This window comes from Oceanobacillus arenosus (assembly GCF_003369575.1).
Classification (GTDB): Bacteria; Bacillota; Bacilli; order Bacillales; family Amphibacillaceae; genus Oceanobacillus; species Oceanobacillus arenosus.
Map to the genome: position 1 here is coordinate 158,662 of NZ_PIOC01000001.1, position 16,078 is coordinate 174,739.

The 16,078-nt window shown below is 38.9% G+C and carries 14 protein-coding genes; all 14 read right to left on the reverse strand.

Features of this window, described 5'->3' with window-relative positions; genetic code table 11:
* Window positions 1-26 precede the first annotated feature (26 nt).
* Complete coding sequence (spoIIQ, locus tag CWR48_RS00630) at window positions 27-917, reverse strand: stage II sporulation protein SpoIIQ (RefSeq protein WP_115771104.1); 891 nt, start codon at window positions 915-917, stop codon at window positions 27-29.
* A gap of 160 nt (window positions 918-1,077) precedes the next feature.
* Entirely contained in the window at window positions 1,078-2,436 is a 1,359-nt protein-coding gene (locus CWR48_RS00635; protein WP_115771105.1) for an Nramp family divalent metal transporter, read from the reverse strand.
* 317 nt (window positions 2,437-2,753) lie between these two features.
* On the reverse strand, window positions 2,754-3,932 hold the full coding sequence (gene spoIID / locus CWR48_RS00640; protein ID WP_245976673.1) for a stage II sporulation protein D: 1,179 nt from the start codon (window positions 3,930-3,932) through the stop codon (window positions 2,754-2,756).
* A 524-nt stretch (window positions 3,933-4,456) separates the two neighbouring features.
* Complete coding sequence (locus CWR48_RS00645) at window positions 4,457-5,461, reverse strand: ABC transporter ATP-binding protein (RefSeq protein ID WP_115771107.1); 1,005 nt, start codon at window positions 5,459-5,461, stop codon at window positions 4,457-4,459.
* A 572-nt stretch (window positions 5,462-6,033) separates the two neighbouring features.
* Window positions 6,034-6,948 carry a S66 peptidase family protein gene (locus tag CWR48_RS00650; protein WP_115771108.1) on the reverse strand — a complete coding sequence of 305 codons (915 nt, stop codon included), beginning with the start codon at window positions 6,946-6,948 and terminating at the stop codon, window positions 6,034-6,036.
* Between the two features lie 83 nt (window positions 6,949-7,031).
* On the reverse strand, window positions 7,032-8,693 hold the full coding sequence (locus CWR48_RS00655) for a peptide ABC transporter substrate-binding protein (protein WP_115771109.1): 1,662 nt from the start codon (window positions 8,691-8,693) through the stop codon (window positions 7,032-7,034).
* An 18-nt stretch (window positions 8,694-8,711) separates the two neighbouring features.
* Window positions 8,712-9,713, reverse strand: coding sequence for an ABC transporter ATP-binding protein (locus tag CWR48_RS00660; RefSeq protein WP_115771110.1), 1,002 nt, complete (start codon window positions 9,711-9,713; stop codon window positions 8,712-8,714).
* Window positions 9,714-9,721: 8 nt separating this feature from the next.
* A complete protein-coding gene (locus CWR48_RS00665; protein WP_170140653.1) occupies window positions 9,722-10,678 on the reverse strand; it encodes an ABC transporter permease in 957 nt (318 codons plus the stop codon).
* On the reverse strand, window positions 10,679-11,611 hold the full coding sequence (locus tag CWR48_RS00670; RefSeq protein WP_115771111.1) for an ABC transporter permease: 933 nt from the start codon (window positions 11,609-11,611) through the stop codon (window positions 10,679-10,681).
* Window positions 11,612-11,804: 193 nt separating this feature from the next.
* Entirely contained in the window at window positions 11,805-12,611 is an 807-nt protein-coding gene (locus CWR48_RS00675) for a serine hydrolase (protein ID WP_115771112.1), read from the reverse strand.
* Between the two features lie 191 nt (window positions 12,612-12,802).
* Window positions 12,803-14,134, reverse strand: a complete 1,332-nt coding sequence (murA, locus tag CWR48_RS00680; protein ID WP_115771113.1) for a UDP-N-acetylglucosamine 1-carboxyvinyltransferase — start codon at window positions 14,132-14,134, stop codon at window positions 12,803-12,805.
* Window positions 14,135-14,168: 34 nt separating this feature from the next.
* Window positions 14,169-14,885 (reverse strand): YwmB family TATA-box binding protein, encoded by a 717-nt coding sequence (locus tag CWR48_RS00685; RefSeq protein ID WP_115771114.1) that lies wholly within the window; start codon window positions 14,883-14,885, stop codon window positions 14,169-14,171.
* Window positions 14,886-14,964: 79 nt separating this feature from the next.
* Complete coding sequence (locus CWR48_RS00690; RefSeq protein WP_115771115.1) at window positions 14,965-15,195, reverse strand: DUF1146 family protein; 231 nt, start codon at window positions 15,193-15,195, stop codon at window positions 14,965-14,967.
* A gap of 433 nt (window positions 15,196-15,628) precedes the next feature.
* Window positions 15,629-16,030 (reverse strand): F0F1 ATP synthase subunit epsilon, encoded by a 402-nt coding sequence (locus CWR48_RS00695; RefSeq protein WP_115771116.1) that lies wholly within the window; start codon window positions 16,028-16,030, stop codon window positions 15,629-15,631.
* Between the last annotated feature and the right edge of the window lie 48 nt (window positions 16,031-16,078).

Genomic DNA, 16,078 nt, shown 5'->3' on the forward strand with positions numbered 1-16,078 from the left:
AGAGTATTCCTCGATCTTAATTTAAATTATGCACCAGATGTATTTGATGAATCATCTGTTTCTTCATTTGAGTCTTCATCATCTACATCGTCACCTGATGCTGGATCATCCGTTTTATCCTTATCAGGATTTTCTTCTGAGTCAATTGGTTCTTCGGTATCATTAGTAGCCTCTTCGTCCTTAACAGATTCTGGATTTTCTGCTGCTTCTTCCGTTAAAGAATCATTTAAGCTGCTTACGGATTGATTGAAATAGGTTTCAGGATTCACTTCTTTACCATCTTTTCTAATTTCAAAATGGACATGTGTTCCATTATCTTTTCCAAAAATACTCTTACCGGCAGTACCAACTTCGTCACCTTGCTTCACTTTATCACCAGCTGCAACGACTACATTTTCTAAGCTTGAATAATATGTCGTAACGTCATTTTCATGCGATAGAATGACAACATTTCCTAGTAGAGGATCCTCTTTCACCTCTGTTACTGTTCCACTTAATGACGCTACGACATTAAATGTTTCATCGTCAGCAGATGCAATATCGACACCCGTACTTTGATAGAACCGATTGTTATGGAGAATCAAAGCATTTTCTCTATCAACTTGTTCTGCATTGTAATCAAAAAATTTAGTTACGATTTCTGCTTGTTCTTGATCGGCTACAGGCATTTTAATTACTTCTTGCTGTTCTAAAACAGGCTCTGCATCATCTTCACTCGGTGTTGGTTGGTAGTCATCCGAATCTTGCTTATTTTGGATGTCAGTTGCATTTGGAATTTGATTTTCCAAATTTTGATACCATACCACAGCAGATAGAAGTAGTGCGGCAATCGTTAAATACAAAGCTGGGAAAAACCATTTCTTACGGAAAATACGACTCCACTTATTTTTTGGAGTGCCTTTGTTTTCCTCATTCATTTGATCATCACCTCAACAACCATTCTGTTCAGATAATGAAAATAATATACATCCTAGTAAAAAAAATATTTAATTTTATGCATATTATTATTGAATTAGGAGAAATTAACTGGTTTCAGACGGAATTCCCGAGTCTTAAGTTTGGAGCAATTAACCCACGTTAGCCTAATTCCTGTCCTGTAACCACAATGTAACCAATTAAGAAGATATTCAATAAGACGATTACACCAGTACATATCCATGCAACTATTTTTACTGGTAATTTGTTTGTAAATTCACCCATTTTCTTTTTATCACTAGTAAATAATACTAAAGGCACTACCGCAAAAGGAAGTGCTAGGCTTAAAACTACTTGACTCCACAACAGTAACTCACCCGTTCCCTTAGAACCAGCCAGCCAGGTCACAACAAAGGCAGGGATTACAGCTAATAAACGTGTAATTAATCGGCGAAGCCACGGTGAAATTCGTAAATTAATAAATCCCTCCATGACGATTTGACCGCTTATTGTACCGGTAATCGTAGAATTTTGGCCTGAAGCAAGTAGGGCAACCGCAAATAAAGTACTTGCAATTCCTATCCCTAATGTTGGACTCAGTAATTCATAGGCTGCTTCAATTTCAGATACATCTAAATTTGTACCATAAAACGCTGCAGCGCCAAGGATCAAGATAGAAGCGTTAATGAGAAAAGCAATGGTTAAAGAAAAAGTGGAATCGATTAATGAAAATTTAATTGCTTCTCTTTTTCCCTCTGTTGTTCTTTTGAATTGTCTTGTTTGAACGATAGAAGAATGCAAATATAAATTATGCGGCATAACCGTTGCACCTAATATTCCAAGTGAGATAAACAGCATTTGGGGATTGGTGGCAATTTCCGTCTTTGGAATAAAGCCTGCGAACAAGGCGGAGATTTCCGGCTTGGATGCAATTACCTCAAATGCAAATACAACAAATATCGTAGCCATCAATACGATGACTATCGATTCAATAATACGAAAACTTTTCTTTTGTAAATAAAGTAAGAGCAGTACATCCAATGTCGTAATGGCAATGCCCAGTAATAACGGAATACCAAATAATAAATTTAAGGCGATAGCAGAACCGATTACCTCTGCTAAGTCTGTAGCAATAATTGCTAGTTCTGTTAATATCCAAAGAAAAAAAGCTGTTTTCTTCCCGGTTGCATCCCTTGTTGCTTGCGCTAGGTCTCTTCCGGTAACGATCCCAAGCTTTGATGATAATGCTTGTAATAGCATAGCGATTAAGTTTGAAAGTAAAATGACAATCAAGAGCGTGTAACCGAATCGCGCACCACCCGCAATGGATGTTGCCCAGTTCCCAGGATCGACATAACCAACCGCCACTAATGATCCTGGGCCGGCAAACGCAAAAAACTTACGCCAAAAGCCACCTGTACTCGGAACACTAACGGAACTATTCACTTCTTCTAAACTCACATTCGAACTATGTTTTAACCAGCCATTCTCTTTCACTGTATCTTCTGGTTGACTACGCATCGATTATCCCTCCCGGTGTATGCGTTAAGGTAAATAAGTTTACCGAATGCAACTTTAATCGTAAAAAAATCACTTTTATAATTATTTATGCCACTATTTTAACTCCTTTATTTCCTTTTGTAAATACTTTTTTATTAATATACTATTTTGCGCATGGTAAACAATTAGCGCATCTTTCTGTGACTAAATCATTTCGAACAACCACAGGTTAGGAACCTCCTATTGATTAGTGCAGCTGATGTGTGCAGGGATAAGTCGAGGATCCTGTCAATTAGTTTCTCCTATAAGCGTGCACAAAGATAATAAAAAACCCTCGTTCATCTTGCAACGAGGGTTGGTGCGGTATCGTTTATTGAGTTAATTTCGACACCTTGATAGTAATATTTAATTATTTCCTGATAGGTTTTCCCTTCCAATGCCATTCCGTTTGCACCGTATTGACTCATGCCAACACCATGCCCATTTCCCTTGGTGGTGAAAACCAAATGATCATTATTTTGCTTTATTTGAAAGTCATTTGAATTTAGCTTTAGCTTTTCACGTATTTCTCTTCCAGAGAAGGTGTGTCCTTCAATCGCTAACTCTTTGACACGCCCACTCTCTGTTCGTGTTACTTCAAGGTTTAATGCAGCACCTTTTGGGAGTTCAATTTGTAGTGCAGCCTCTACCTCGTCAACGGAAAATGTCCCCTGACCGAGAAACTTCGGTGAATCCTTATCCCAAGGGCTTTCCACACTGCGTAAATATGGGAGCTCATTTTCCCAATAATCCTCTGAGTTCTCCGTAAAGCCATTACTTGTAGAAAAAAACTGTGCGGTTATTGGTGCATCTTGATAGGTAATAATTTCACCCTTTGTTGCATTTACCGCTTCTTTGATTTTATTCATATTTGCTGTAAAATCACTGCCCCATTGTTTTTGTAAATCAAGTTCATTTTTATATACCTGATGTGTGACTGTGTCTGTCAGGTCATATGCCGCATCGCTATTTCCATGAAGTAAATGGTTTACCGTAAAGGTCCTCGCTGCAAGTGCCTGTGCCTTCAATGCCTCTGGTTCAAATTCACTTGGCATTTCCGATGCAACAACACCAACAATATAGGTTTCCAATGGTAAATCCTCGACCGTTTTCGTGACACTTCGCATTACTTCAACTGATAATGATGAATCTTCTATCCCCAGTTCCTCATTTTGCTCCATATCAATACTACTTGCCTCCTGCTTATTCTCGTTTACAAATGGAATGACAACCAATGTCGGGATGATAAGAATAATCATCATTAAGCTAGCAAGAATAATGATAGTTGGTGCTCTCCACACCCTTGTTCCCCTGTTAAAGTGAATTGTCTTGCGATACGTAAAGGGAATAATATTTCGTTTATTTGCCATTGTTGTATTCTTATTATTACTAGAATCCTGCTGCCGCTTCTTTTGCAATTCCATGATGCGCGCAATATTTTTTTGATTTGCTTTATAAGGTTTATTGCCTCTTTTCAAAATCTCCCCCCTTTGCATTATTATAATTGAATACCTCGCTCTACCATCCACACTATTAATCTATACAAAAAAGAGTAGATTTAGACCATAAAAAATCATATCATCCTGTCCAAACCCCTTTTTTTGTTAATGCTATTTTATAAAATTGTTACTGCTATCAGGAAAGGCAAGGAGTGTTATCGAGTAATTGATATAAACTGTGGACTAGTGAGAATTTCAAATTTAGAACTTTAGAGAAATTGAAATTGCTCAAAAGTCTACATTGCCTTACTTCAATTAAGATCGTTTTAAGTGGTAAGTTACTCTTTAATATGTGATTTTTTAAAAGCCCAGCGGAAGAAATACCCGAAGACTTCTGCGGGAAGAAGAGCCTAGGTGAGACTACGAAGTGCGACAGCACGAGTAGGCTCACCAGCTCCCCGCGAAAAGCGAAGGGTATTTCTGCAGCGACTGGCCCGAGAGCCCATAGCACATTAAACTAGTCAGCAGTTTATATAAAATAACACAAACCATTGGAGTCTTGCTTATGAAATCGTCACTTTAATCGATGATTCCTTTTTGTTCGTAGATTCCTTATATAAATGGCAAGCAACATAATGGCTTGGCTCAACTTCTTGCCACGTCGGCTTTTCTAATCCACAGACATCCATTGCCATTGGACAGCGGGTCCGGAATACACAACCACTTGGAGGATTAATGGGGCTTGGCAATTCTCCTTGTAAAATAATCCGTTCCCTGCTTTCTTCAATGTCTGGGTCTGGAATTGGAATTGCTGATAATAATGCCTGTGTGTATGGATGCAATGCATGATTATATAGCTGCTCACTATCTGTAAGCTCTACCATATTCCCTAAATACATGACCCCGATTCGATCAGAAAATTGTCTCACCATCGCCAAATCATGGGCAATAAATAAAAACGTTAGCCCTTTTTCTGCTTGTAGCCTTTTAAGCAAGTTAACTACCTGAGCTTGTACCGATACATCCAATGCAGAAATTGGTTCGTCAGCGATGATAAATTCAGGACCAAGGGCAAGTGCACGGGCGATGCCAATCCGTTGCCTCTGGCCGCCACTAAATTCATGTGGATAGCGATTGCTATGATCGCGACTTAATCCCACTTCTTCCAAGAGTTCATAAACACGTTCCAATTGCTCGCGTTTATTTTTATATACCCCATGGATTTCCATTGGTTCTGAAATAACCTCGCGAATCGTTGAACGCGGATTTAGTGATGCATAGGGATCTTGAAAAATCATCTGCATTTTTCGATGCAAGGAAAACATATTTCTTGCTTTTAGTTCATGGACATTCTCACCTGCATATATAACATCGCCAGCGGTTTTCTCATATAGTCCCATAATTGTCCTGCCGATGGTCGACTTTCCACATCCAGACTCACCAACAAGTCCAAACGTTTCCTCTTTATTAATGGAAAAACTCACACCGTTGACTGCTTTTAATGTTTGCCCCTTGCCAACGGTAAAGTGTTTCTTTAAGTTCTTCACTTCGAGTACTTTTTCCACCATCTCGATTTCCCCCTTGTTTTCTAACCAGTGCCAGCTTATATTATAGAGTTTTTCTATCATGTTTGGATCATGTCACTATTTAAATAAACTGTGGACTAACTTAGGATTATATTTTGCTTCCTGGTCCACCGCTCCAGAAATACACTACGCTTTTCGCGGGGAGCTGGTGAGCCTACTCGTGCTGTCGCACTTCGTAGTCTCACCTAGGCTCTTCTTCCCGCAGAAGTCTTCGTGTATTTCTTCCGCTGGGGATAGTGCAGAATCTAGCGACAAAAGGATGATAAAACCACTAACTATCGACGTCGATTGTAGCAAAATACTGGAGACTCGTGAACAAATAGTAACTGCTGACAATATCTGAAATCAAAATTATCACTAGTCCGCATTTTATATCAAATGTTGATTATCATCTATCACAGATAAAAGTAACATCTTTTAAACAGCTAACTTTTTCATCGTAATCATTCACAAATTTCTAGTATTATTGGGTTTAAGAATTAGGTCAAACGTTTGTTTGAATTATTAATCTATTACTCAAACGAGATTATTCTACTACTTTTCCTTACCATTTATCACATAACACCTGGTTTTAGGACAAGTGTTTTATCAAAGGTTGATAGTTTCGCCATTGCACCTAATGGAACGGAGAAATGCGGGAGACAGTGTCCTATTTTGAAACCGCTCATAACAGGGATCATCAATTCCGCAAAGTAATGCTGAAAAACTTGCTGAAGTGTCAACGAACTTGGTAATTTGGATTCCACAATAGCAAAATCGCCGATAACGATTCCCGCAGCGTCTGTTAGTTTGCCTGCTAGCTTCAATTGATTAAGCATTCCATCTATTCTGTACGGTTCCTCGCCAATATCCTCTATTAATAGTAGTTTATCTTTTACATCCAGTTCATATGGAGTACCAATCGAGCTTGCTATTAATGATAGATTGCCACCGACAAGCTGCCCCTCTGCCTGACCCTCTACAATCGTTTGTAATGTAGAAATTGATTCCGAATAGGTTAAAATTGTTGGTTCAAACAGCTGCTGAAATAATGACCCGGATAAAGAATCAAAGTTATTTCTGCTAATATCAGATAGCATTGGTCCATGAAAGGTGATTAACCCTGTTTCTTGGCGAATTGTTGTATGTAAATAAGTAATATCACTATAGCCCCAAATAATTTTAGGATTGTTTTTAATTAACTCGAAATCAAGGTATGGTACAATCCTAGCTGTTCCATAACCGCCGCGCGCACAGAATATCGCCTTGATGCTTCGGTCGTCAATCATCTCATGAAAGTCCATTAGACGTTCTTCATCGGTTCCAGCTAAATAACCATGAACGCGGTTCAGATGCTCAGCAAACCTGACCTGTAATCCCATTGCTTGAAAGAATGAAATGGCCTTGCTTGTTTTTTCTAAATCTGGCGGGCCTGCTGGTGCAATGACACCAATTCTATCGCCTTTTTCTAAGTGCATCGGATAAAGCATAAATCAACCTCCAGTATGAAACATTTTATAGGATGATCCATTGTTGTAATGGACCATCCTATTCTAATGTTACCACTTTCTTATTATTGTTTTTCAGCATATTTTAAATCAAAATAGCCAACAGGATGGCGGAGTATCCCAGATACACCATCCGCTTCCAGTACTACTGTATTATAGTAACGAATCGGCATAATAATCATTTCATCTGCGAGCAATTTTTCCGCTTCATACAAATTCTCCCAGCGCTTTTCTTCATCTGTCTCTGTTTTCCCTTTCACAATCAATGCATCATATTCCGCATTTGACCAGCCTGTACGGTTCATATAAGAATCGGTAATGAAACTCTCGAGGAAATTCACTGGATCATTATAGTCATTAATGAATGAACTACGTGAAAATTGGAGTTCCAGATTTTTCTGAGCGTCAGAAAATACATTCCATTCTTGATTTTCTAAAGTTACATCTACATCTAAATTTTCACTGAACATGTTTTGCAATGTTTCTGCTACGGCTTTATTCGTGTCGGTTGTATTATATGACAGGACAATTGGTGGCAATGTATCATAGCCTTCCTCTGTCATTCCTTCTTCTAGAAGTTGTTTCGCTTGTTCCGGATCATATGCTACAAGTTCACCATTTACACCACGGAAATCTTCTCCCGTTGGACTAGTAAAACCCGGAGATATAAATGCAAATGCAGGCTCCACCCCATTTTTCACTACGAAATCCGCAATATCCTGTCTGTTTGCAGCCAAAGCAAATGCCTGTCTGATTTTCTTATTTTGAAATGGCTCTTCATTCACATTAAAACGATAGAACTCAAGTCCGCCAGCATTCCCAATATAAACATTGTCTCCATCGATTAACTGATCCGATAGCTCCGCGGGGATGGTCGCCGTATCAAGCTCACCACTTTGGAACATTTGATACTGTGTATTATCATCATTTACCATTGCAAAATGAATTTTATCCAGCTTCACTGCATCTGCATCCCAATATTCTGGATTTTTTGTAAAGAGCATTTCGCTATTATGCTCCCACGATTCCAGCTTGAATGGTCCGTTTGCTACGAATGACGCCGCCTCCGCATGCCATGAAGGGTTTTCTTCTGCTACCTTATGATTAATCGGGAAAAATGCTGGATTTGTCAGCAAATCCAGGAAAAATCCTGTTGGTGCAGCAAGAACGACCTCGAATGTTTTCTCGTCTACAGCGGTAATTGCTACATCTTCTGCAGTTCCCTCTCCATTATTAAATGCTTCTGCCCCTTTAATGAAGTAAGCTAAGAATGCCGCTGGAGATGGTGGTGTTGTCGCCGGGTCAAGCATTAATTTCCAAGCATAGACAAAGTCTTCAGCAACGACCGGGTCTCCATTCGACCAATACGCATCTTCACGTAGATGGAAAGTATAAGTTAATCCATCCTTGGAGATATCCCAGTCTTCAGCCGTCCCAGCTGCCGCTACTGAATCTTGATCAAGACGGGTAAGACCTTCCATCAAATTATTTAAAGGATCCCAGGAAACTGCATCAAAACCAATCGACGGGTTTAATGAAGTTGGTTCGATCGTATTATTAAGATGGAGTACTTTCTCTCCTGCTTCTTTCTCTGTTTCTGTCTCTGTCCCTTCATCGGTTGGTGGTGCTTCTTCCGTTGGCTCTTCCACTGCATCTTCATTTGCAGTACATGCCGCGAGGATAAATACTGCAAAAGCTGTAAGTAAAAAAACAAGAAATTTCTTCATCTTTCTGCCCCCATATATTTATTTTAAAGCAGTTGTTGCCATTAGCTGTTCCGCCCGTTCATCCTGTAACCAACAATCTACTCTATGTGTGTCGGTTAACTTAGACTCTTTGGGATAAACTTTATCACACACCTCCATTGCGAAAGGACATCTTGCAGTAAAAGCACACCCTTTCGGAGGTGAGAATAAATCTGGTGGGGTTCCATTGATTGGAATTAGATCGCCCTTTACATCCAGTCTTGGCACCGAATGTAGCAGTCCCTTGGTATACGGATGCTCTGGACGGTAGAAAATATCTCGTTTTGTCCCGGTTTCAATAATTTTGCCAGCGTACATGACTGCAATGCGATCGGCAATTTTTGCAACGACACCTAAATCATGTGTGATTAAGATGATAGAAACACCCGTTGCTTCTTGAATTTTTTCAAACAGCTCAAGAATTTGCGCCTGGATTGTCACATCTAGAGCTGTCGTTGGTTCATCAGCAATTAATAACTCTGGTTCGCAAATAAGGGCAATTGCAATTACAATTCGCTGCCGCATTCCACCACTGAATTGATGGGGGTATTGCTTTAGCCGCTCCTCTGGGTTAGGGATGCCGACAAGGGTCATCATCTCCAGTGCCTTCTTCTTCGCTTCCTGTGCTGACACTTTATAGTGGTCACGTAGTCCTTCCATTAATTGCGTGCCAATGGTTAGGGTCGGGTTCAATGCGGTCATTGGATCCTGGAATATCATGGAAATATCTACTCCTCGAATCGAACGCATCCTCTTCTCTCCTATTCTCGTTAAATCCTGTCCCTTAAAGAGGATTCTTCCATTGGAGATCTTACCAGGAGGGTCGGGAATCAGTCGCATAATAGCATTCGATGTTACACTTTTCCCACATCCAGACTCACCAACGATTGCCAGAGTCTCACCTTTATTTAAATAAAAGTTAACCCCTCTTACAGCCTTTACCGTTCCACCATAAGTAGAAAATGTAACGTGCAAGTTTTCTACTTCAAGAATTTTTTCCAATTTGACACCTACTTCCTAAGTTTTGGGTCAAGTCCATCTTGAAGCCCGTCACCTAATACGTTAAATGCAAACATTGTAAATGAAATAAAAAATGCCGGGAAAAATAACGTCCACCAGTATCCCGATGTAATGGCACCTAGTGCATCATTTGCCATCACACCCCAGCTCGCAAATGGAGCCTGGATTCCTAGTCCAATAAAGCTTAAGAAAGCTTCTGCAAAAATTGCTGTTGGCACCGATAATGTCATTTGTACGATAATCGGTCCCATCGTATTCGGTAATAAGTTTCTTCGAATAATCCGCGAACTTTTCGCACCAAATGATTTCGAGGCAAGTACATGTTCATAATTCTTGATTTGCAATACTTGTCCCCTAACAATTCGCGCCATTCCAACCCAGCCGGTAATGGTGAGGGCGATAATAATCGTGAGGAGGCTTGGTCCAAGAACGACGAGCAACAGAATTGTCACGAGTAAGCTCGGAATTCCATATAGAATTTCAATAATCCGCATCATTATCGAATCGGTTCGTCCACCTTTATATCCGGAAATTCCTCCCCAAATAATGCCAATCGTCACATCGATTAGTGCTGCAACTAGACCGACAAATAAAGAAATTCGAGCCCCATACCATGTTCTTGTAAAGACATCTCTTCCAGCATTATCCGTTCCAAACCAGTGCTCCTGAGATGGTGGCTGATACTGATTTGGTAAGTTTTGTACATTAACTCCATATGGCGAGAAAATAGGTCCGACCGTTGCCATTACAGCAAGTAAGATGAGAAAAGCAAGTCCTAACATTGCCATCTTATTTTGTTTAAGCCTTCTCCACGCATCCTGCCAGTAAGAGAGGGATGGTCTTGAAACAACTTCTGCTGCATCAATGTCTATTTTTTTCCTCGTAAACCATTCATCTGGTATTTCGGATTGATAGCTAGTAGGCTGCATTTCCTCTGTTGCTTTCATTTATTCCCCTCCCCGTTTATGAACTTTTATCCGCGGATCGAGAATTCCATAGGCAATATCAACGAGGAAAAGCATGAAAATGAGGAATGCGCTATAGAAAACGGTTGTCCCCATAATAACCGGATAATCCCGCTGGTTGATACTTTCCACAAAGTATTTCCCCATACCTGGAATCGCAAAGATTTTCTCAATTACAAAGGTACCGGTTAGTATACTTGCAAGCAGGGTTCCCATAATCGTAACGACTGGCATTAATGCATTCCGAAGTGCATGCTTAATCGTTATTTTCCATGGAGAAAGTCCCTTGGCTCGAGCCATCTTTATGTAATCCTGTGTCAATACTTCAAGCATCGTCGACCTCGTGAGTCTTGCGATAATTGCCATTGGTCCAGTTGCTAAAGCTAATATTGGCAGAATCATATGTGCTGGACTTGACCAAGTAGCAACCGGTAAAAGCTCCCAATCAACTGCTATTTTCTGTATGAGTAATGTTGCTAAAATAAAGTTTGGTATCGAAATGCCTAAAACAGCAAGCCCCATTGCTAGATAATCAATAATGCCATTATGGCGCAATGCAGCAATGATACCGAGGGTGATTCCCGAAACAATGGCCACTGCAACCGTAATGATTCCAAGTTCAAAGGAAATTGGAAACCCTCTTCCTAATAAGTCATTTACTGTCTGATTCGGTTGCTTAATAGATGGTCCGAGATCAAGAGTTACGATTGATTTTAAATATAACAAATACTGAATATGGTATGGTTCATTCAAATTATAATGCTTCTCTAAATTGGCTTGTACCGTTGCATTTGAAGAACCTTCACTATTAAATGGCGAACCAGGAATACTAATCATTAGCACAAATGTTACCGTAATAATGATCCATAGAGTCACAATCATAATAAGCAATCGCTTTAATATGTAACGAAGCAACACAGCCACCCCCAGAATTTTCGACAATGTTAGCGGTTTCATTTTTGTGTTAAAAAATATCTGATGTTTATCTATTGGTATATTACTAATTTTCTTTTAATTTTAGCATACAATTAGTAAATTGCAATATTTTTATCATTGTGTGACGTAAAGGGATGAGGATGATGCATATTCAAAATACCACACGAATTCTCTACTCCTCCTTCAAATACCCGTAAATCTCCAACCCCATTTCTGCAATTGCGTCCTTTGAGCGATTATCATCGACGTCCTGTGAAAGTACAGTGGCGACCATTGCACGATCACCAACATATAGTATGCCGATATCATGACGTACACCAGAAGTGAATCCCGTTTTATTAGCTAGCTGCCATTCGGGGATTTTTCCAATGATATCTGAATCAAATTGCGGTAATTTTGCTGGTAAGCAGTCTGTAAGCTGCTGTTTTTTCATAATTGCTATCATCTGCTCACAGGCATGCATTGAGATGATTTTTCCCATTGCTATTTTCTTCATCATCATCGTCAGTTCCTGTGCTGTGACTTGGTTATAGCCTTGTATAGTGGCCGGTACTGTCATTAGTTTATTATAAAATTTACTGTCCTGCATCCCGATATCTTTCATCATTTGCTGAATGCTCTCCATACCAATAACATCGATTAACATATTGGTTGCAGTGTTATCACTTTGGATGATCATTAAAGTGAGCAAATCATATATCGTCCATTTCGTTCCGGGTGACAAATGTTGGAGTACGCCTGAACCACCAACCATTTCTTCCCTTTTCAATTCTAGCGTGTTACTTAAAGACAATCTCCCATTTTCATAATCATTGAATACTGCGGTCATTATCGGTATTTTTATTATACTTGCTGCATAAAATAAATCTCCTTCATTTATGCCCCAGCTATTATTCGTACCTAATTCTTCTATCGATATTCCCCATTTCCCACCAGACTGCTTGATGATTCGCTTGATATGTTGACGTAGTTGTTCCATCGTGACGCCCCCCAATTGTTACTACTTTTGAACGCAGTGAATCTTCCAGTGATATATGGCTATCTTTTCCATTAATGTAGCATATGCATGCTAACTTTGAAAAGCAGGATGGCTTGGAGAAAATTTTGTATAGAAAAAAGCAGATGACTATTGCCATCCGCTTTTTGCTTGCATATGATATTTTGGTAAATTTAAGATAATTTCGTTGCGAATTCTATTTCTTCTTGTGATACAGGTTCCATAACATCATCTGTTTCGTTCACTCGTTCGATATCTGCACCTAGAGATGCAAGCTTTCCAGCTAAATTAACATAGCCACGATCAAGATGCTTTAATTCTGTAACACGTGTCACTCCATCTGCTGCTAATCCAGCTAAGATGAGTGCCGCAGCTGCACGTAAATCTGTTGCAGCAACTTCTGCTCCTTGTAAATCAGAGGCTCCTTCGATGATAACACTTCGACCTTCAATTTTCATTTGCGCATTCATTCGTCTGAATTCCTCAACATGCATGAACCGGTTTTCGAACACGGTTTCTGTAAGTACGCTTGTGCCCTCAGCCCGTAGCATTAATGCCATCATTTGTGATTGCATATCGGTAGGGAATCCTGGATATGGCAATGTCTTGATGTCTGTTGCTCGTAACTCACTATTGTTTGGTCCAATAACACGAAGACCATTTCCTTCTTCTTTAACGGTTACATTCATCTCTTCTAATTTTGAGATGACAGAACGAAGATGTTCTGTAACTGCATTCTCAATTAGTACATTTCCGCCAGTAATTGCTGCTGCAACCATAAATGTTCCAGCCTCAACACGGTCAGGGATAATACTGTGTTCTGCTCCATAAAGCTTATCTACACCTTCGATACGAATTGTTTCCGTACCTGCACCAATGATATTTGCGCCCATTCGATTTAAATAGTTTGCAAGATCAACGATTTCCGGCTCTTTTGCGCCATTTTCAATAATCGTTTTTCCTTCTGCCAGGCTTGCGGCCATCATGATATTCTCTGTTGCACCTACACTTGGCATATCTAAATAAATCTTTGCACCTTTAAGGCGACCATTTACCTTTGCTTCTACAAACCCATTACCTACATGGATTTCAGCACCCATTGCTTCGAAGCCTTTTAGATGTAAATCGATTGGACGTGATCCAATTGCACATCCACCAGGCATTGCAACATTTGCATGTCCATACCGGGCTAAAAGTGGTCCCATAACCAACACAGATGCGCGCATTTTGCGTACAAATTCAAACGGTGCTTCTGTTTTTAATTCATTACCTGCATCAATAACTACTGTATTATTTTCAGCGTAGAACTCAACTTTGGCATTCATATTTCTTATTACTTCGTTAATAGTGTAGACGTCAGCTAAGACAGGGACATCTGTTATTACACTCTTCCCTTCACTTGCTAGCAAGCTTGCAGCTATTACTGGTAACACTGCATTCTTTGCACCCTCTACCTTAACGGTGCCATTTAATTGGTGTCCACCTCTTACAATGATTTTTTCCATGTTTCAAATCTCCTTCAAATCCAATTTCACTATATTAATATTCATGTATTAGGATAGGTGTTCCGATTATATATTCAGTATTCCCTTTTTCGTCTTCTGTACTAGCAACTTGTATATTGTTTGCAATGTTATTTATGGTGATTTTATTATCCCATAATGGTGTATACCCATATATGAATTTTTTAATGACACCTTTGGTATTATTTGTCAAATCTAATTGTGTTTCTACTTCTTGAAGATCAAAATAATCAATAATTTCATCTATCAATGTATTATTAACTATTATATCATCTTGCTTCACTTTGAGCCACGAGAATGTTCTTTCCTTTTCAGAAAAATAGCTTTTATTTAGCGAATCTATCTTCGCTTGATAAAGTTCCATTACAAATTCATCCCAAAAATAGCCATCTAGTATTACAATTAATTCTGGGTGGCCTAGGTTATTTTTAGGCAAAAGAACACGGTAAGTTATCGTAAATGCATCTTCTATTTGAGTGGCTTCAGTTTGATATTGTATAATATTTTCATCTTCACTCATAGTGACTTTATAACTATTTTTTAGATTATCAACAATATTGATAGCAGTATTTTCTTCTAACTGCTCTTTTATAATGACTTGCCATTCTTCAATAGTCAACCTATTATTTTTGGCAAATTCTGCTATATCCACCAATTCATCTGTTGCTGGCGATTTTGCCATCGTATTGATTGGAAATAATAAAATAAGAACAATAAAGAGTATTTTCCACATAATATGTTCCCCCTATTTACTAATTATTTTTAGTATGAACAGGGAAAACTATTAATATACTAAACTTATAGAATGCTATTTAAAACAAATACACTAATTGCCCTGACCATTGCAAAATGTCTAGGAAAAATCTACTTACACCAGTTCCAATTATGATTGAAAGAAACAGCAAAAAGATTCTTCCCTCAGTTGCATGCCCTTTTCTAATAATTGGATCAAAGTTCATTACAATTACTAATCGCCAAGTGATATAGATAAATATTAAATGTGAAAATATACTCATCAATGCCGTTTGTCCAATAGAAAACATACGTAACCCCCTTGATAATTATGACTTGTGCCATCATAAGGTGCATCAATCTTTTCTAATAGTCTTAATTACAATCATGAAATAAGAAATGCTTTTTTACTTTCTTCCTTACTAAAAAAGTTGTATTTATATAGCAGTTTATAAAGAAAATATATTTCATTTCCCGGGGAATATCGACATTGTCTTGTGGAATGTTGGAAGATGTAATTTATTAGAAAACTTAGGTTTAACCAAAGCCCTTCGGTGACAGCCTTAGTTGCACTTATGTAGTAAGAAAGTCGTTATACTTTCTTAACTACTAAATTGTTTATTGTAATTAATTGTCATGATGGTTTGATAGCCACAATAAGGTATTAACAAAAGCGTTACAACTAGCTGTTGCAACGCTTTTATTTTGTAGACACCAAGTCAATTCTGTTGAATATCGGTTATCTTATTTGTCTCCGCTAATGTCCAATCGATTCATTGCTCGTTTGAGTGCTTGTTCAGCCCGTACGTAGTCAACATTGTCCTGTTTAGACTGTAAACGGCGTTCAGCACGTGCCTTCGCTTCCCTTGCACGCTGAACATCAATTGAAGCTGGCTTTTCTGCAGATTGTGCAAGAATGGTTACCTTATTCGCACTTACCTCCATAATTCCCCCACTAATCGCAATATGTCTTTCTTCACCATCGCGTTTTAAACGAATGGCAGAAATGGATAAGGGAGCGACTAAGGGAATATGGTTCGGCAAAATACCAATTTCACCATTCTCTGCTCTACAGACAACCATTTCAAAATCGTCTTCCAAAACTGGACCACTAGGAGTAACAACACTCACTGTTAGAGTTTTCAGGTGTAACCCCTCCTATGACCTCCGAAAAAACGAGGCATAATCATTTTT